The organism is Lysobacter sp. TAB13 (genome assembly GCF_052113885.1).
Taxonomy (GTDB): Bacteria; Pseudomonadota; Gammaproteobacteria; order Xanthomonadales; family Xanthomonadaceae; genus Lysobacter; species Lysobacter gummosus.
In genome coordinates this window covers 34,642-51,115 of sequence record NZ_JBFRDR010000028.1, presented here as the reverse complement: position 1 = coordinate 51,115, position 16,474 = coordinate 34,642, and the positions used below count along the sequence as shown (strand labels likewise).

Annotated in this window: 15 protein-coding genes; 6 read left to right on the top strand and 9 right to left on the bottom strand. The window is 68.4% G+C overall.

The window, feature by feature from the left end:
- Nucleotides 1-43 precede the first annotated feature (43 nt).
- Nucleotides 44-574, bottom strand: a complete 531-nt coding sequence (locus tag AB4Y92_RS22870) for a (2Fe-2S)-binding protein (protein WP_083512706.1) — start codon at nucleotides 572-574, stop codon at nucleotides 44-46.
- Nucleotides 575-921: 347 nt separating this feature from the next.
- Between AB4Y92_RS22870 and AB4Y92_RS22865 the strand changes: the two genes are divergently transcribed.
- Both AB4Y92_RS22865 and AB4Y92_RS22860 read left to right on the top strand, forming a co-directional pair.
- On the top strand, nucleotides 922-1,938 hold the full coding sequence (locus tag AB4Y92_RS22865) for an XdhC family protein (RefSeq protein ID WP_441821745.1): 1,017 nt from the start codon (nucleotides 922-924) through the stop codon (nucleotides 1,936-1,938).
- A gap of 3 nt (nucleotides 1,939-1,941) precedes the next feature.
- Nucleotides 1,942-2,553, top strand: a complete 612-nt coding sequence (locus AB4Y92_RS22860; RefSeq protein ID WP_441821744.1) for a nucleotidyltransferase family protein — start codon at nucleotides 1,942-1,944, stop codon at nucleotides 2,551-2,553.
- Between the two features lie 404 nt (nucleotides 2,554-2,957).
- Here AB4Y92_RS22860 and AB4Y92_RS22855 read toward each other — a convergent pair whose 3' ends face one another.
- Complete coding sequence (locus AB4Y92_RS22855; RefSeq protein ID WP_057944444.1) at nucleotides 2,958-3,173, bottom strand: hypothetical protein; 216 nt, start codon at nucleotides 3,171-3,173, stop codon at nucleotides 2,958-2,960.
- A 300-nt stretch (nucleotides 3,174-3,473) separates the two neighbouring features.
- The gene (locus AB4Y92_RS22850) at nucleotides 3,474-4,406 is read right to left on the bottom strand and encodes a LysR family transcriptional regulator (RefSeq protein WP_441821743.1); all 933 of its coding nucleotides are present in this window, start codon (nucleotides 4,404-4,406) and stop codon (nucleotides 3,474-3,476) included.
- A gap of 102 nt (nucleotides 4,407-4,508) precedes the next feature.
- Here AB4Y92_RS22850 and AB4Y92_RS22845 point away from each other — a divergent pair, with 102 nt between their 5' ends.
- Nucleotides 4,509-4,955, top strand: a complete 447-nt coding sequence (locus AB4Y92_RS22845) for a carboxymuconolactone decarboxylase family protein (protein WP_441821742.1) — start codon at nucleotides 4,509-4,511, stop codon at nucleotides 4,953-4,955.
- Nucleotides 4,956-5,108: 153 nt separating this feature from the next.
- Here the strand turns inward: AB4Y92_RS22845 and AB4Y92_RS22840 are convergent, their stop codons facing one another.
- Nucleotides 5,109-5,918: a class I SAM-dependent methyltransferase gene (locus AB4Y92_RS22840; RefSeq protein WP_441821741.1), complete on the bottom strand. Its 810-nt coding sequence runs from the start codon at nucleotides 5,916-5,918 to the stop codon at nucleotides 5,109-5,111.
- Nucleotides 5,919-6,271: 353 nt separating this feature from the next.
- Here AB4Y92_RS22840 and AB4Y92_RS22835 point away from each other — a divergent pair, with 353 nt between their 5' ends.
- Complete coding sequence (locus AB4Y92_RS22835) at nucleotides 6,272-7,273, top strand: DedA family protein/thiosulfate sulfurtransferase GlpE (RefSeq protein WP_441821740.1); 1,002 nt, start codon at nucleotides 6,272-6,274, stop codon at nucleotides 7,271-7,273.
- Nucleotides 7,274-7,277: 4 nt separating this feature from the next.
- Here the strand turns inward: AB4Y92_RS22835 and gloA2 are convergent, their stop codons facing one another.
- Complete coding sequence (gloA2, locus tag AB4Y92_RS22830; protein ID WP_441821739.1) at nucleotides 7,278-7,667, bottom strand: SMU1112c/YaeR family gloxylase I-like metalloprotein; 390 nt, start codon at nucleotides 7,665-7,667, stop codon at nucleotides 7,278-7,280.
- Between the two features lie 155 nt (nucleotides 7,668-7,822).
- On the opposite strand from gloA2, the gene AB4Y92_RS22825 reads away from it, so the two are divergent.
- A complete protein-coding gene (locus tag AB4Y92_RS22825) occupies nucleotides 7,823-8,107 on the top strand; it encodes a DUF4031 domain-containing protein (RefSeq protein WP_441821738.1) in 285 nt (94 codons plus the stop codon).
- Between the two features lie 19 nt (nucleotides 8,108-8,126).
- Here the strand turns inward: AB4Y92_RS22825 and AB4Y92_RS22820 are convergent, their stop codons facing one another.
- The 4 genes from AB4Y92_RS22820 to AB4Y92_RS22805 all read right to left on the bottom strand — a co-directional run bounded on the left by AB4Y92_RS22820 (nucleotide 8,127) and on the right by AB4Y92_RS22805 (nucleotide 14,855).
- Nucleotides 8,127-8,756 (bottom strand): LysE family translocator, encoded by a 630-nt coding sequence (locus AB4Y92_RS22820; RefSeq protein ID WP_441821737.1) that lies wholly within the window; start codon nucleotides 8,754-8,756, stop codon nucleotides 8,127-8,129.
- A 405-nt stretch (nucleotides 8,757-9,161) separates the two neighbouring features.
- Complete coding sequence (locus AB4Y92_RS22815; protein ID WP_441821736.1) at nucleotides 9,162-12,317, bottom strand: autotransporter domain-containing protein; 3,156 nt, start codon at nucleotides 12,315-12,317, stop codon at nucleotides 9,162-9,164.
- Nucleotides 12,318-12,687: 370 nt separating this feature from the next.
- Nucleotides 12,688-13,347 (bottom strand): response regulator, encoded by a 660-nt coding sequence (locus AB4Y92_RS22810; protein WP_386816849.1) that lies wholly within the window; start codon nucleotides 13,345-13,347, stop codon nucleotides 12,688-12,690.
- Nucleotides 13,344-14,855 carry a HAMP domain-containing protein gene (locus AB4Y92_RS22805; RefSeq protein WP_441821735.1) on the bottom strand — a complete coding sequence of 504 codons (1,512 nt, stop codon included), beginning with the start codon at nucleotides 14,853-14,855 and terminating at the stop codon, nucleotides 13,344-13,346. The genes AB4Y92_RS22810 and AB4Y92_RS22805 overlap by 4 nt, the downstream gene beginning before the upstream one ends.
- A gap of 132 nt (nucleotides 14,856-14,987) precedes the next feature.
- On the opposite strand from AB4Y92_RS22805, the gene AB4Y92_RS22800 reads away from it, so the two are divergent.
- On the top strand, nucleotides 14,988-16,193 hold the full coding sequence (locus tag AB4Y92_RS22800; protein ID WP_441821734.1) for a DUF418 domain-containing protein: 1,206 nt from the start codon (nucleotides 14,988-14,990) through the stop codon (nucleotides 16,191-16,193).
- Nucleotides 16,194-16,474 lie beyond the last annotated feature (281 nt).

Genomic DNA, 16,474 nt, shown 5'->3' with positions numbered 1-16,474 from the left:
GGCGCGGCGCATCGACGCGCCGCCCGGCGTAGGGGTGTCGCGATCAGGCCGTCCGCGCCGGCACGGTCACCGACGGCAACAGCATCGAGGGCAGATCCGACGGCGCGGCGGCGACCGCATGGCCGGCGCCGAGTTCGGCCGCGCGCTTCACCGCCGCGCGGATGCGCGGATAGGTGCCGCAGCGGCAGATGTTGCCGGACAGGGCCTGATCGATATCGGTATCGCTCGGCGCGGGAATCTTCGCCAGCAACGCCGCCGCGGACATGATCTGTCCGGACTGACAGTAGCCGCACTGGACCACGTCGATCTCGGCCCAGGCGCGCTGCACCGGATGGCTGCCGTCTTTGGACAGGCCTTCGATGGTGAGGATCTTCTTGCCTTCCAGCGTGGACACCGGAGTGACGCAGGCGCGTCGCGGCGAGCCATCGACATGCACGGTGCAGGCGCCGCATTGGGCGATGCCGCAGCCGAACTTGGTTCCGGTGAGATGGATCAGATCCCGCAGCGCCCACAGCAGCGGCATGTCGGGCGGCGCATCGATATCGTGCTCGATGCCATTGACGTTGAGCTTCATGCGGATTCCCTGGCGACGGCTGGGGTGGTTCGAGCCTACTCTTGCCGACGCCGCGTCGCCATAACGCGAAGGTCGCGATTTCCGCGTGCTTGACGGCGATCGCCCGGTTCACCGCGCGCGATGCTTGCCGAAAACTCCTGGCGCGAGCGGCCGGATCGGCACCGTCGCGGCGCACCGGCGGCCGCGGCTTTTGTCGATCGCGCTTGCATGCAGGCATTTGCTGCGCAAACGGCCGTCGCGAAGGCTTGCCCAAAACTGCAGCGCGCCGGCCCGGTTGTGAACGAAGCGTGCGGCGGTGGCCGCGATCGTTCTAGACTCGGCCCATCCACCGCGCATGGGCGCCGCACATGGCCGACTCGCCGGAACCGTCCCCCGCACCGCGCCTCGCCTCCGGCGGGATGCGCGCGGTGATCGAAACCAGCGCCGCCGCCGCCGCGCGCGGCGATCCGGCCACGCTGGCGGTGGTGCTGGAAACTGAAGGCTCCACGTATGTGCGCCCCGGCGCGCTGGCGCTGTTCGGCGCGCGCGAGGGCCAGATCGGCTGGCTCAGCGGCGGCTGCATCGAGCCGGACATCGAACTGCGCGCTACCGAGGCCGCGCAGTCGCAGGGCATCGAATGGATGGATATCGACACGCGCAGCGACGAGGACCTGTTCGCCGGTTCCGCGGTCGGCTGCCGCGGCCGCCTGCGGCTGGCGCTGCTGCCACTGGCGGCGCTGCGCGGATGGCCGGCGCTGATCGATGAATGGCAACGCGGCCACGGCGATCTGCGTCTGGACATTCGCGGCGCAGGCGCGGTCTCGGCCGCGGTCGGCGAGGAGCGCCTGCGCTGGACCTTGCCGGTGAACACGCCGCCATGGCCGGCCGATGCGCCGGGCGAATGGAAACTGGAAATCGCCGCGCCGCCGTCGGTGCTGGTGTTCGGCGGCGGCCCGGAAACCCCGACGCTGTTGCCGCTGCTGCGCACGCTGGGCTGGATGACGACCCTGGTCGAGCGCCGCCCGCGCTGGTCCGGGCTGGGCGCGCTGGCCGATCACGCACTCGCGCGCAGCCCGGCGCAGGCGCTGGCGACCGCGCGCGCGCACAACGCGGCGCTGGTCATGCACCACCATTTCGAACTCGATCGCGAGGCGCTGGAGCATCTGGCCGAAACCAGCGGCGGCCAGGGCATCGGTTTCGTCGGCCTGCTGGGGCCGACGCGGCGGCGCGAGGACCTGTTCCGGGTGTTGCCGGCCTCGGCACGCGACTCGCTGCTGCCGCGCCTGCATTCGCCGATCGGCCTGCCGCTGGGCGGCGACGGCCCGGAGGCGATCGCGCTGAGCATCGCCTCGCAGTTGCAGCAGCATCTGCACGGCGGACACTGAGCGATGGCGCCCGTCGCGGTGGTACTCGCCGCCGGCGCCAGCCGCCGGCTGGGGCGGCCCAAGCAACTGCTGACTCGCGACGGCGAGACCTTGTTGCATCGCACCGCGCGGTTGGCGCTGGACAGCGGCGTCGCGCGGGTGCTGGTGGTGCTGGGGGCGCGGCACGAGACGATGCGGGCGGCCTTGGCCGGTCTGGATGTGACCGTGTCGATCAACGCCGACTGGGAACAGGGGATGGCCAGCAGCCTGCAGGCTGCGGCGCGATCCTTGGCGGAGTTCGACGGATCGGTGCTGGTGCTGGGGTGCGATCAGCCGGCCTTGGAGGCGGAGCATCTGCGCGCCTTGGTCGCGGGTGCGGTGGGGGCTTCTTCAGGTTGCGCGGCTACGTTGCATCGGCAGGCGCTGGGCGTGCCGGCGTTGATCTCGCCGGCGTTGTGGCGCGAAGCGACCGGCTTGCAGGGCGATCGGGGGTTCGGAGCGGCGCTGGCGCGGCAGGCGGCGGGGTCGGTCTGGCGGTTGCAGGCGCCGGAGTTGGAGCAGGATCTGGATACGCCTGGGGACGTTGAGGTGGCTATTGCTCGGGGGTGGCTTGATTCTGTTTCGGCGCCGGAATGATGGTTTGAAAGATGGCGCTGAAGTTCCTGAACGTCCCTGATCGAAACAACCAGATTGGCGCACTGCCTCCTACCGTCATTCCCGCGAACGCGGGAATCCAGGGCCTTTCGAGCGAAAGCGTTTGAAGTCGCGCTGAAGTCCCGTATCGAAACAACCAGACCTGCGCACTCCCACCTACCGTCATTCCCGCGTTCGCGGGAATGACGGGCAAGAGCGCAGACGCGCAGACCCTACTGTCGGGGTCCTGGCCTTCGACGGGCGGGCGTTTGCAGTCGTGGGGCGGCGGGCGAAAAGCGGCCGATTTTCTCGGCTTCGGGATCTACGCTTTCGTACGTCTCTGCGGTTGGCCCGCGCCGCCCGGCCAGACTCCCTGTCAGCCGGGCGGCGCAAACCGCACGCCGGCCCTAGGGAACCAGCGTGCCAAACACGGGCTGCGAATCGGCATCGTAAATACGCAACCACAGCCCCTTGGGAGCATGTGCGGCGTACTTCCTGGCCTGCGGCAGCACAGACTTCAACGCCGCTTCGGCGCTGCGGTACTCCTGCGTGATCTCGGCAATCGCCACAGCCAGCGCACTGTCGTCGCTGCCATCACGCTGCTTCAGTTCGACGCGAAACATGGGTCATCCTTGTGGAAAGTTCAGCCGGCCCGGTCCGGGGGATGTCCGCCTGAGCGAACCTGTGACTCGGTAGTGCCGTCGGAGCGATCAAAAGATGCTTGTTGCGTGAACAGGAAACCGTCGTCGGAGTGCTCGTAAGCGTGTAGGAATTTTCCTAATCTGATGTGCCAACCGTCACAGGTTTCAAAAGTAACGGTGGACTTGTGATGCCGTTTATTCATATGGACCTGCTTCACGGTTGAAATATTCCGTGCTCGCTAGGTCATTCGAACCGGTTTCCCGCTGCTCCGACCCGGGTATTTACGGGCCCAGGGCCGCGCCGGATGCTCCGTCCAGCCTGGGCTGCAAGGCCGCGAAGCCCTCGCGCAGGGCGTCGGCGAACACGCGGATGCGCTCGGTCCGGCGCAGGTCCGGATGGCTCAGCAGCCACAGGTCGGTGTTCAGCGCTTCCAGCGGTTCGCCGACCCGCACCAGCCGCCGTTCGGGATCGCCCAGGTAGCACGGCAGCAGCACCAGACCCATGCCGGCCACGGCGGCGTCGCGCAGGGCCAGCAGGCTGTTGGCGCTGAGCACGGCGCGCCGGTCGTAGGTCTGCCGGCGCAGCCATTGCGCGATAAGGATGTTGGCCAGGTTGCCGTCCGGCACCAGCCAGTCCTGGTCGTGCAGGTCCTCCGGGCCGGTGCCGCGCGGCAGCCGCAGCGAGCGCGGCCGGTACACCGACGCCTTGATCCGGGCGATCTTGCGTCCGATCAGCCCGTCCGGCGGCTGGCCGCCCGGGCGCAGGGCCAGATCGGCCTCGCGCCGGCTCAGGTCGTGCAAGGCGTTGTCGGCGACCACCTCCAGGACGATGCCCGGATGGGCGCGGCGGAACCGCGCCAGTATCGGCGGCAGCAGCGAGTACAGCAGCGGCTCGACCGTGGTCAGGCGGATCTTGCCGGTCGGGCGCGCGTCCAGGCCAGCCAGACGGCGCTCGGTCGCGGTGATCCGCGCTTCGATCTCGGCGGCGACCGCGATCACGTCCTCGCCGGTCGGCGTGGGCGCGTAGCCGTCGCGCGCACGTTCGAACAGGCGCGCGCCGAGGGTGCGCTCAATCGCGTTGATGCGGCGGAACACGGTGGGATGGCTGACCGCCAGGCGCTTGGCCGCGCCGTTGAGCGAGCCGGCGCGGCCGACGGCGAGGATGAAGCGATAGTCGTCCCAGGCCAGGGTTTGCGCGGATTTTGCGTTGTTCATTTCTGCAAGCCCGGTTTGCATTTGTGGCGGAATGTATTTCAACGATGAACATCCTAGCCTGACTCCATCGCGTCGCACGACGCTCCATTGAGGAAGACTCCGATGTCCGCACGTCTGGATTACAACCAGGTCGATCCGCAAGGCAGCCGCGCGCTGGCCGGGCTGAGCGCATACGTGGAAAACAGCGGCCTGGAACGCGCATTGATCGATCTGATCAATGTGCGCATCTCGCAGATCAACGGCTGCGCCTACTGCTTGCGCCTGCACACCGAGGAAGCGGTGGAGCACGGCGAAACCCATCGCCGCCTGCATCTGCTGCGGGTCTGGGCCGAAGGTCCGTTCAGCGCGCGCGAACGCGCGGCGCTGGGGTGGGCCGAGGCGATCACCGCGGTGAATCTGGGGCCGGTGTCCGATGAGGTTTATGCGCGCACGCGCGAGCATTTCAGCGATCGCGATCTGGTGTCGCTGACGTTCGCGGCGATTTCGATGAATGCCTGGAATCGGCTGGGGATCGCGTTCCGCAAGCCGGATCCGGCGTTGGCGGGGTGATTCGCGGGTTGGGGCGGCGTTGTAAAGGCAAAAGCTCAAATCCCCCGCGTCCGCTGTGCGGACGCCGCCCCCTTTTCTAAAGGGGGCAACGGCGGTGGCTCGTTGTATGCGAAGCGACCTCGTTCGAGTAATGCGCGTTCGATAACACGCGCATCAGAACCGATAGCGCACCACGCGGCCCAGGCTGCGCAGCCAGCGCGAGCGGTCGTAGAGCTTGAACAGCCAGCGCTGCGGCAACGGCAGCGCGTCCATTTCCGGCAGTTGCGCGTAATGCGGTTCGTCCACGAACTGCAGGCGCGGATGCCAGGTTTCCAGTTGGTTGGCGCCGTTCGGACCCCATTCGCCGATGCGCGCCTGGGTCACGCGGATCATCTGCGCGTTGCGCAGCAATCGCAGCGCAAGACGGCTGTAGACATCGCACAGCAACTGCCCGCCCTGCGGGAAGTGCTCGATCAGCCGCCGCATCAGCTCGCGCGCGCGATCTTCGTCCAGGTACGGAAACAGGCCTTCGGCGATCACCAGCACCGGCCGGTCGTTGTCGAGCTTGGCGATCCAGTCCGGCTCCATCACGTTGCTGGCCAGGGTCCGGTAGCGGCCCAGGCGCTGCGGCAACAGATCGCGGCGCAGTTGGATCACCTGCGGGAAATCGATGTCGATCCAATCCACCTCCAGCGACGGATCGACCCGGTAGATGCGCGAATCCAGGCCGCAGGCCAGATGCAGCACCATGGTGTCGGCGCGCGCTTGCAGCGCCGCGCGGGCCCAGCCGTCGATGATGCGCGAGCGCAGCGCCAGGCCGCGGATGTCGTAGGGGCTCAGGCCGAACCGTTCGAAGTTGTAGTCGATGCGGCGGACCAGGTCGTCGGCCAGCGCATCGTGCAGGATCGACGGCGTGGAGCGGTTGTCCACGGCCTTGGCGTAGAGCGTGATCAGCAGGGTTTCCTGACTGCCTTCCAGGCGCATCGGACACTCCGGTGGCGACGACGGATGACGCGGTCCAGCGCCGCGCCAGCGTGCGCGCATTGTGCGGCCGGCGATGTGACGCCGGAGCGTAGGCCCCAGGCCGGTGCGCAGCGCGGACGGCGGCGCCACGCTGGCCGTTCGCGCGCCAGCCGATCGGCGTTGTGCGGGCTCCCGCGCAGGCCCGCGCGGCCATTGCGCATGACGCGCAGCCCTCGCCCTTGCCGCCGCGGACCTCGAACCTCACCACCGCAACAATCCGTCGCCCTGCTGCGATTGCGCGCCGCCGCGCGCGGGCAGAGACTGCCGGCCATCGCCTTTGCGCGCCGACGGCGCGATTCCCCGGGACCTCATCGATGGACGCGTTGCTGCATCTGATCCAGACCTACGGACTGCTCGTGGTCTTCGTCAGCGTGTTCCTCGATCAGGGCGGGCTGCCTGTACCGGCGTATCCGCCGATCATCGTGACCGCGGCGGTGGCGGTGGACCAGCAACCCAGCCTCGCGCTGGCGCTGGTGCCGATCCTGCTGGCCGCCACCCTCGCCGCCGTGCTCGCCGACAGCCTGTGGTACTTGGGCGGACGGCGGATCGGCGCGGCCTTGCTGCGGCTGATGTGCAAGCTGTCGCTGTCGCCGGATTCGTGCGTGCTGATGACCCGCGGCATCTACGCGCGCTGGGGCGCGCCGTCGCTGGTGGTGGCCAAGTTCGTGCCGGGCTTCGCCGCGGTGGCGACCACCCTGGCCGGCGAAACCGGCACCAGCCCGCGCCGGTTCGCGTTCTACGACGGGCTGGGCGCGCTGCTATGGGCCGGCGTGGCGGTGGCGCTGGGCGCGGTGTTTCATCGCGCGGTGAACGATTTGCTGGATGGGTTGGAGACGCTGGGCAGGTACGGTCTGGTCTTGATTTTGGTGCTGATCGCGGGCTTGGTTGGCTACAAGCTGCTCAAGCGCCAATGGTTCTTGCGCGAGCTGCGCATGGCGCGCATCTCGGTGGCCGAGCTGGGCCAGCTGCTGGAACAAGGCGGCGGCCCGACCATCCTGGACGTGCGCTCGCACCAGCAGCGCGACAGCCTGGGCTGGATCCCCGGGGCGATCTTCGTCGCGACCCTGAGCGACGACAGCCTGACCGACATTCCGCCGGAGCGGCGCGAGGAAGTCATCGTCTATTGCGATTGCCCGAACGAGGCCTCCGCCGCCACCCTCGCCCGCGAACTCAAGCGGCGCGGCTTCAAGCGCGTGCGCCCGCTGGCCGGCGGTTTCGAGGCCTGGCGCGCACAGGGCTATTCGGTGGCCACGGCCGAGCAGGCCGCGGCGATGCTTGCCGGCGTCGCTCCGATCGATGCCGTGGCCCAGTCGTAAGCGCTCAGCCGCGCTCGTAGAACTCGATCGGCAGATCGTCGGGATCGGCGAAGAAGGTGTAGCGGCGGCCGGTGTATTCGTCCACGCGCACCGCTTCGACCGCGATGCCGTGGCCTTGCAGCTCGCTCACGCAGGCGTCGATGTCGTCCACGGCGAAAGCCAGGTGACGCAGGCCGCAGGCTTCCGGATAGGACGGCCGCGGCGGCGGATCGGGGAAGGAAAACAGTTCCAGCTGGCCGCCGTCGGGCAAGGCCAGATCGAGCTTGTGCGAGCGCCGCGCCTGGCGATAAACCTCGGCCAGCACGCGCAGGCCCAGCACCTGAGTGTAGAAATGCCTGGAGCGCGCGTAGTCGGAACAGATGATCGCGACGTGATGGATGGACGACAGCTGCATAACCGCTCCGACGAGCGGCGGGGGTTCGCTCGCGATGCACCGATTGTCCGATATTCTCCAGCGATGCGTCCCGCGCCGATGCGACCGTCCGCGCGCGGTGGCGCTGAAACCCGACCCGGTGCCCACGCCGCGCCGCCTGCCCTGTGGAGTAGCGCATGACCGTCTACGTCGATGACGCCGTGTGGCCCTGGCGCGGCGAGCGCTGGGCCCATCTGATGGCCGACACCCTCGACGAGTTGCATGCCTTCGCCCAGCGGCTGGGCAAGCCGCGGGCCGCGTTCCAGGACAAGCTCAGCGGCTGCCATTACGACGTCACCGCGCGGATGCGCGAGCGCGCGATCGAATTGGGCGCGGTGGCGATCTCGCGCCACCGCGACCGCGCGCAAGTGCGCGCGATCATCCAGCGCGCGCGCGATCAGGCCAGCGGTCGCGCGCCCTGAGCGCGGGTTCGGCGCGCGCTCAGCGGCGCGCGTCCACCGCCATGCGCACGGCCAGCGCCGACAGCACGCCGCCCATGACCCAGCGCTGCGCGGCCGCCCAGCGCGGCCGTCCGGACAGGAAATTGGCGATGCCGCCGGCCCCGGCGACGATCAGCGCATTGACCCCGACGCTGATGCAGATCTGCAGGCTGCCCAGCGCCAGCGACTGCATCATCACGCTCTTGTGCGGATCGATGAACTGCGGCAGCAGGGCCAGGTAGAACATCGCGACCTTGGGATTGAGCAGGCTGGTCAGCAGGCCCATCACGAACAAGCGACGCGGGCTGTCCGGCGCCAGTTCGCGCACCTGGAACGGCGAGCGCCCGCCGGGCCTGAGCGCCTGCCAGGCCATCCACAGCAGGTACACCGCGCCGCCGATGCGCAGGGCGTCGTAGGCGTAGGGCACCGCGAACAGCAATGCTGTGATACCGAATGCGGCCGCGAACAAGTAGAAGAAGAAGCCGATGCCTACGCCGGCCAGCGAGATGAGTCCGGCGCGGCGGCCTTGGCAGATTGAGCGGGAGACCAGGTAAACCATATTCGGTCCCGGAGTCAGCACCATCACCAAGGCCAGGCCGGCGAACGCCAATAACGACGACAGCTCGAACATCCGCATCTCTCCAGATAGGCGCGGCCCGTGGCGCCGGAGCGTCATCATCGCTCATGGCGGGCGTTGCGGTGAGGGTGGTGGGTGCAACGCTGTGGGGGCGAAAGCAAAAGCAAATCCCCCCTAGCCCCCCTTTTTCAAAGGGGGGAACTGGTTTGTCGGGAGTGAGGATGGCGTGGGGCTGATCGTTGTGCGCACTTGCCGAAGCTGCGGCAAACCGTTGCCATCGCCTCCCGTTGAAACCCACGACTCAGTTCCCCCCTTTGAAAAAGGGGGGCTAGGGGGGATTTGCTTTTGCTTTTGCTTTTGCTTTTGCTTTTGCCCCACCCCACCCCACCCCACCAAAAAAAGAGCCGCGACGATCAAGACCGTCGCGGCTCCGGGGCTGCCCCTCTCGGGAAGGGGATCTTAGAAACGCAGCGAGTAGCGTGCGTTGATACCGTGGTCGTGCGCCTCATCGGCGAACTGGCCGCTGTAGCTGAGTTCCAGCAGACCATTGGCGCTCAGGCGCGCAGCGATGCCGGCTTCGACCAGATTCGCGTCCTCGCCCAGCGGCGCGCCGCTGACGGTGAAGGCGTTGCCGCCGCGCCAGGCCACGGCTGTCTCCGGAGTCAGATCGCCGCTGGCGTGGCGACGGCCCAGGCCGCCGCGCAGGCTCAGCCAGCTGTCGTCCTGCTGCGAACCCTTGAGGTTGACGTTGAAGCGCAAACCCAAGGTGGACAGGTTGACCCGGCTGTCGGCGCTGCGGCCGCTCAGCGCGGCCGCGCCGCCGCTTTCCTGGAACGCGTCCGTGCTTACCCGCACCTGGGCGAACTGGGCGTAGGGCTCGAACTCCCACGCGCCGGCGTTGAAGCGATAACCGCCCTCGACGAAGCCCTGCTTGCTGTCGGCATCGTAGGAAGCGCGGGTGCGATCGACGAAACCGTTGAAGCCGATGCGGCGGTCGAGATCGACGTCCTGGCGGGCGAAGCTGAAACCGGCGCTGAGGTTGAACTTGCCCCAGTTCTGGCCACCGTACACGCCCAAATGCGTGCTCTTGATCCGGCCCTTGTCGAGACGATCGTTATTGCTGTCGGTGCGACCGTTGCCGCCGAGCACACCGATGCGCCAACCGCTGTCGAAACGATAGTCGTAACCCAGCAGCGTGGCCGAGCCGTTGTACTCGTTGCGCGCGGCATTGCCGTCGCCGTCGAGGGTGCCGCCGGACTTCAGCACCTCGATCCACGCGCCCTGCGAAGCGCCGTCGCCGTCGGCGGCGAACTCGCCGCGACCGGCACGCGCGCGCACCAGCGCCGCATCGCGGATGTGGCGGCTGTCGTCGACCATGATCGAACGCAGGCTGGCATGGCCTTCGCCGCTGAGCGAATCCAGCGCCGCCAAGGCCTGCTGCGGGAACAACTGCGTCAGCGGCTGGGCCAGGCCCTGGGCGATGGCGAGTTGATCGGCCGCGCCCGCGGCGGCGCGCTGGTTGTCGGTCTTCGCGGCCGAAGCGATCGAGGCGCCACGGGTGACTTCCACGCCGACCTGATTGGCCGAGTACGCCAGACCGAACTTCAGGAACGGCGAGAACGAGGTCTGGTCGATCGCAGCGAACTGGCCGCTGACGCCGCCGGCGGCGCTGATCAGATTGAAGTTCTGCCCCAGCAGGTACTGGCCCGGCGCATGCAGCACCACCAGCTTGCCGCCTTCCAGCGCGGCCTTGCCGGTGACCTCGATGCGATCGGACTGGCCGCCGGCCGACAGTTCGGCGACATAGGTCGAACCGGCCGCCTGGGTGTAGTCGCCCTGCACCGTCAGCGTACCGATCGAGTTGCCCGGCGACACCGCGCCGTCCACGCGCACGTTGCCGACGATGCGGCCGCTGCCGCCGAGTGCGCCGCCCTTGAGAACCGGCAACTGCGCGCTGGTCAAGGTGCCGTTGACCACCAGCGTGCCGCCTTCGACTTGCGCCGCGTAGCTGTTGTTGCCGGTGAGTTCCAGCACGCCGTCCTTGACGTTGAGACCGCCGAAGCTGTTGTTGCCGCTCAGGCGCAACCAGCCGATGCCCGACTTGGTCAGTACGCCCGGGCCGCCGATGTCGTTGCGCCAGTCGTCCCAGGCCTTGCCGGTCCAGACCTTGGCGCCGCCGCCCGGGCGGTCCATGACCACGTTGGTATCGACGCGGATCTGGCCGGGGCCGTCGATGGCTTTTTGCAGATTGATCAAGCCCCAGCCATACACCTCATCCACGCCGGCCGCACCGAGATCGGTCGCGGTGGTCAGCAGGATGTCGCGCACTTGCGTGCTGGCCAGGTACGGGAAGCGTTCGAACAACAGGCCCAGCGAACCGGTGACGTGCGGCGCGGCCATCGAGGTGCCGCTGAGGTCGTCGTATTCGTAGGTCTGGCCGCCGCCATTGACGTTGAAGGAAATCGAGCCGTCGGCATTCTTCACCAGTCCGCCGCTGAGCGCGTCGCTGCCGCCGACCACGGTGGAATGAATCACCGTGCCCGGCGCGGCCACGCACCAGTTCGCCGCCTGCGCGCAGCGCATCGAGCGGTTGCTGAGCGTGAGGTCCGGCATGATGTTGACCACGGTCAGCCAGTACGGCTCCAGATCCGGACGCGCGCGCGGCAGGCTGGCGTAGAGACCGGCCTGCGGCGACGTTTCCGGCGTCACGCCGGCGACGTTGTGATTGCCCGCCGCCCATACCTGCAACAAGCCCTTGTCGAGCGAACCCTTGGCGAACACGTCGAAGTACGCGGCGTTTTCCGGATCGTTGAGAATGTCGTCCAGATCGGCCAGCGTGCCCGGCTCGGTCGCCAAACCCCAGCTGTGATTGAGCGCGCGCACGCCCTGATCGTTCATGTCCTGGTACATGCGCGCGATGGTGTCGTCGTTGGCGCTGACCCGGGTCAGGCTGACCACGCTGTAGCCGCCGGTGGGAACGCGCTGCCATTCGCGCGCGCTGTTGAACGCCCACTTCGCCACACTGAGATCGGAACCGAACGACACGCCATGCATGCCGTTGCCGTCGCGATTGGCGGCGATGGTGCCGCCGACGTGGGTGCCGTGGCTTTCGTATTCCCAACCCGGCTGCACATACGGGCCGGCGGTGATGATGCGGCGGATGTTGTCCGGCACGTTGGCGTTGAAGCCGACATAGGTCACCTGCGCCTGATCGCCGCGCGAGCTGAAGCACGCGCCCGGGCCGCTGACGATGCTGGTGTTGGTGCAGAACGTGCCGTCGTCGAGCAGATCGGCCATCTGGATAGCGCGATTGTCCTTGCCGGCGAACTCCGGATGCGCCAGCACGGTGCCGCTGTCGTACACGCCCAGACGCACGCCCTTGCCGGTGAGGCCGCGCGCGTAGGCGTACTGCGCGTTGATCGTGGCCAGGCCCCAATCGGCATTGAATTCGTCGTTGCGCCAGCTGTCGGGATTGCCGAGCTGGCCGTTGGCGCTCTGCGCGGCGGCGACGCTGGATACGGCGAGCAAACCGCCGAGGATCGCGATCGAAAGCAGGGAGCGGGTATGCGTGCGTTGCGAAAACTGCGGGCGCGAAGCCTTGGTAATGCCTTGCATCTGTGGATGAACCCCTGTCATGTGGAAAGCGCCCGAGGGAGCGCAGCAGCAACGTCTGGATGCGTGGACCGCATCGCGAGTAAGTGATCGCCGGAACGACCCGTGCATTAACAAACGCACGCGTGGCCGCGTCCCCCTACCTGCTTTTTGTGCTGTGCCGGCATGACTAACGACACGTGTGCGTGCTGCGGGCGCCTGCAACGCAACTTTGCCGAATGAGCTTAATTGGTCATTCGCGCGCCGTTTCGGCCTCGCCGGGCACGCGCGAACGCGCGCATCGTCGCGGCGATACTCCGATCAATTCAAGTGAGTACGGATGCCTCGCGCGGCAGTCGATCCGCCCGCGCCGCCGATACGGCTTCGCGCCGGATCAGCCCTCGTCCTGCTCGCCCGACATCAGCCCGCGCCGCCATGCGAACGCCACCGCCTCGGTGCGATCGGCCAGATGCAGCTTGGCCAGGACATTGCCCAGGTGCGACTTGACGGTCTTCTCGCCGATGTTGAGCGCGGCGGCGATGCGCGCGTTGCTGCCGCCCTCGGCGAGTTTGCGCAGCACGTCGAGCTCGCGCTCGGTCAGGCAGGCGAAGGGGTCTTCGCGCGGTTCGCGCTTGCGCCGCACCGCCTTGAGGATGCGCTGGGCGACGAAGGGATGGATCACCGCCTCGCCGGCGGCGATCCGGCGCAGCGTCGCCAGCAGCTCGTCGCCGAGCATGCTCTTGAACAACAGCGACTGCGCGCCGGCCTCGATCGCGGCGAAGGCCAGATCGTCCTGGTCGGTGGAAGTCAGCACCGCGATCGCGCTGCGCGGGCTCAGGCTCTTGATCGCGCGGATCGCTTCCACGCCGTCCACGTCGGGCATCATCAGGTCGATCACGATCAGGTCCGGGGCCAGATCGCGCGCCAGTTCGATCGCCTCGGCGCCGCCGGCGGCCTCGCCGACCACTTCGAAATCGTCGGTCAGGCTGAGCAGGCTGCGGATGCCCTTGCGCACCACTTCATGGTCATCGACCAACAGCACCGAGGTGGTCATGCCGATACTCCTTGCGTGGGTTCCAGCGTGAACGAAACGGTCACCACCGTGCCGCTGGACGAGCTGGCAATGCGGAAACGCCCGCCCGGCAGGGTGCGCGCGCGCAGGCGCATGTTGGCCAGGCCCATGCCGGTGGTCTCGTGGTCGCTGATCATGAAGCCGCAGCCGTCGTCCTGGATGGTCCAGCCATAACGGTTGCCGGAATTGTTGAGCACCACCTCGATCCTGCGCGCGCCGCTGTGGCGCAGGCTGTTGGCGGCGGCTTCGGTGGCGATCAGCAGCAATTGTCCCGCGTGTTGCGGAAATTCGCCCAGGCCGCGCTCGGCCACGCCGTCCAGCAGCAAGCGCCATTCGATCTCGCTGCCGCCGAGCAGATGCGAGAACGTATCCTCCAGCGCCTTGCGCAGGCCCTGCTCGGCCACCGTCGGCGCCGAGAAACGCTGGATCACGTCGGCCAGATCGCGCTGCAACTGCCCGGTCAGGCCCAGCGCGGCCTTGATCAGCGCGCCCTGGCGCGGATCGCGGCCGTCGCCGCCGTCGCGTTCGTGCAGGTGATCCAGCACGCTCAGCTGCAGCCCCAGGGCGAAGCTGCGCTGCTTGGCGGTGTCGTGCAGATCGCGCGCCAGCCGGTTGCGTTCTTCCGACACCGCTAGCGCCTGGCGCACCTGGATCACTTCGCTCAAGGCATCGGCCATGCGATCGAAACGCTGCGACAGGCGCCCGAATTCGTCGCGGCCGGGATCGTGGATGCGCGCGACCAGATCGCCCGCGGCCCAGGCGTCGGCGGCGTTCTCGGCGTGACGGATGCGGCGCGTCAGCAAGGTCGCCACCGCCACCGCCGACATCGCGCTGATCACCATCAGATAGATCACCAGCCCTTCCAGGTCGCCGGAATCCACGCGCATGAAGGTCGCCATCGAGCCGCCGGAGTGCTGGCCCATGCTCAAGGTCGCGCCGGGCGTGTCGCTCAGGGGCAAGGCCACCACGCTGACCCAGTCGCCGTCGCGCTCGTTGCGGCGCGGCGCGGCGCTGCGGGTGGCGCCGGCCTCGTGTTCGGCTTCCTCCAGCGCCTGCGCCAGCGGCGGGCTGGGCTGGGCCGGATACTGGCAGCCGCGGCCGTCGCGGTCGCGATAACGGATGGCGATGCGGCGATTATGGGTGCCGCCGGCGAAGCTGTACTTGGACATCCAGTTCGGCGTGTCCATGCCGACGATGCGCACCACCAGCGCCTGCAGCACCGCCTCGCACTGGCTGCGAGGCAGCCCCGCCAGCCCGGGCATCGGGCCGATCTGCTGCAATTCGCGGCGCATCCGGCTTTCCAGCATCGGCGGCGCCATGTTGTCGCGCACCTCGATGCGGGTCAGATACAGCCCCAGCATCGCCAGCAGGCCGGTGCTGATCCAACTGGCGATCAGCATCGACAACAGGCATTTCCAGAACAGCCCGCTCCACCAGCGTCGCACCGGCGCGCGTGCAGCAGACGTCGGACGTGCGGCGGTTTGGCTCATGGCGTAAGTATTCCAGGTTCCGCGCGCGGCGAATCCGCCAAACGTCCCGGTCGGCGCCGGCCGCCGGCCCGATGCCGGATCTCTCGCCGCTGCCCACAATCGCCGCCACTGTCCGATTCCGGCTTCGCGATCATGCTCCCTGCCCCCACCGCCCCGGCGCGGATCGAACACCTCGACGCACTGCGCGGCTTGGCGCTGTTCGGCATCGCGATGGTCAACATCGGCGTGTTCGCCTCGCCCTGGTGGGGCCTGGGCGTCACCGATCCCGGCTTCGCCGCGCCGCTGGACCGCGCGGTGAACGCGCTGGTGGCGATGGTGTTCGAGATGAAGTTCTACCTGCTGTTCTCGTTCCTGTTCGGCTACAGCTTCAGCCTGCAACTCAGCGCCGCCCGCCGCGCCGGCGAAGCCTTCGCGCCGCGCATGGGCCGGCGCCTGCTGGGCTTGTGGGCGATCGGACTGGCGCATGCGTTGCTGCTGTTCCACGGCGACATCCTCACGACCTATGCGCTGATGGGCGCGCTGTTGCTGGCGATGCATCAGGCGCCCGAAGCGCTCGCGGTGCGCCGCGCCAATCGCTTGCTGCTGCTGACCGCGGCGGTCTGGGCCGGATTGGCGGTGCTGGTGTGGATCGACGGCGCGCCGGCCGATGACGCCGCCGCGGTCGCGGCGCAGGCCCGCGCCGCGCTGAGCGGTTTCAGCGGCGATCCGGGCGAAGTGCTGTCCGCGCGCGCCGACGCGCTGTGGTCGAGCGCGTGGGTGATCGCCGGCCTGCAGGCGCCGTGCGCGCTGGCGATGTTCCTGTACGGAATGATCGCCGGCCGCCGCCAGATCCTCGCCCGCGTCGATCACTATCAGCCGTTGCTGCGCACGGTGCGGCGCTGGGGCCTGTGCATCGGCCTGCCGGCGGCGGCGCTGTTCGCCGCGGTGCAGACGTGGGCGCCGGGCGGCGCGCTGGAATTGTTCGCGCTGGCGCTGTCGATCGTGACCGCGCCGCTGCTGTGCCTGGCCTACGTGGCCGTGGCCATGCGCGTATTCGCCGGCCGCGGCGGCGCGCGCATCGCGCGGGCGCTGGCGCCGGCCGGACGCATGGCGCTGTCGAACTATCTGCTGCAATCGTTCGTGCTGTCGCTGCTGTTCACCGGTTACGGCCTGGGCCTGATGGGTCGGGTCTCGCCGCTGGGCTGCGTGGTGGTGGCGATGGCGCTGTTCGGCGCGCAACTGTGGCTGAGCGATGCGTGGCTGCGCCGCCACGCCTACGGCCCGGTGGAATGGCTGCTGCGCGCGATCACCATCGGCGCGTGGCCGCGCGCTCAGGCGGCGGCCTATCGGTCGCGCTGAACGCGACGGCGATCGATTCGAAGGCTTCGTCCGCGCTGCCCGGCACCGACGATGAACGCGGCGCCGCCGTACTGCGCACCGAATGACCACTGTCACCTGTGCTCGGAACCGTGACCGGCTTCGACAATGGCGGCGTAGTCAGTCACGCGGACATATACGAGACTCAACGGCCCACCGTCGTCGCCAGGAGACTGCGCGCGCCGCCGTGATCATCGTTATCCGCCCATACATTCGCCTCGCGCCGGCCGCGCGCGCCTGACGGTCCTCGTGCGCGACGACCT

Excerpts from the sequence above, each read along its gene's own strand:
- AB4Y92_RS22855 (WP_057944444.1), bottom strand. The coding sequence starts at position 3,173 with ATGTTTCGCGTCGAACTGAAGCAGCGTGATGGCAGCGACGACAGTGCG.
- gloA2 (WP_441821739.1), bottom strand. The coding sequence starts at position 7,667 with ATGCAGCTGTCGTCCATCCATCACGTCGCGATCATCTGTTCCGACTAC.
- AB4Y92_RS22860 (WP_441821744.1), top strand. The coding sequence starts at position 1,942 with ATGGCGCCCGTCGCGGTGGTACTCGCCGCCGGCGCCAGCCGCCGGCTG.
- AB4Y92_RS22800 (WP_441821734.1), top strand. The coding sequence starts at position 14,988 with ATGCTCCCTGCCCCCACCGCCCCGGCGCGGATCGAACACCTCGACGCA.
- AB4Y92_RS22850 (WP_441821743.1), bottom strand. The coding sequence starts at position 4,406 with ATGAACAACGCAAAATCCGCGCAAACCCTGGCCTGGGACGACTATCGC.
- AB4Y92_RS22815 (WP_441821736.1), bottom strand. The coding sequence starts at position 12,317 with ATGCAAGGCATTACCAAGGCTTCGCGCCCGCAGTTTTCGCAACGCACG.
- AB4Y92_RS22845 (WP_441821742.1), top strand. The coding sequence starts at position 4,509 with ATGTCCGCACGTCTGGATTACAACCAGGTCGATCCGCAAGGCAGCCGC.
- AB4Y92_RS22810 (WP_386816849.1), bottom strand. The coding sequence starts at position 13,347 with ATGACCACCTCGGTGCTGTTGGTCGATGACCATGAAGTGGTGCGCAAG.
- AB4Y92_RS22865 (WP_441821745.1), top strand. The coding sequence starts at position 922 with ATGGCCGACTCGCCGGAACCGTCCCCCGCACCGCGCCTCGCCTCCGGC.
- AB4Y92_RS22820 (WP_441821737.1), bottom strand. The coding sequence starts at position 8,756 with ATGTTCGAGCTGTCGTCGTTATTGGCGTTCGCCGGCCTGGCCTTGGTG.
- AB4Y92_RS22835 (WP_441821740.1), top strand. The coding sequence starts at position 6,272 with ATGGACGCGTTGCTGCATCTGATCCAGACCTACGGACTGCTCGTGGTC.
- AB4Y92_RS22825 (WP_441821738.1), top strand. The coding sequence starts at position 7,823 with ATGACCGTCTACGTCGATGACGCCGTGTGGCCCTGGCGCGGCGAGCGC.
- AB4Y92_RS22870 (WP_083512706.1), bottom strand. The coding sequence starts at position 574 with ATGAAGCTCAACGTCAATGGCATCGAGCACGATATCGATGCGCCGCCC.
- AB4Y92_RS22840 (WP_441821741.1), bottom strand. The coding sequence starts at position 5,918 with ATGCGCCTGGAAGGCAGTCAGGAAACCCTGCTGATCACGCTCTACGCC.
- AB4Y92_RS22805 (WP_441821735.1), bottom strand. The coding sequence starts at position 14,855 with ATGAGCCAAACCGCCGCACGTCCGACGTCTGCTGCACGCGCGCCGGTG.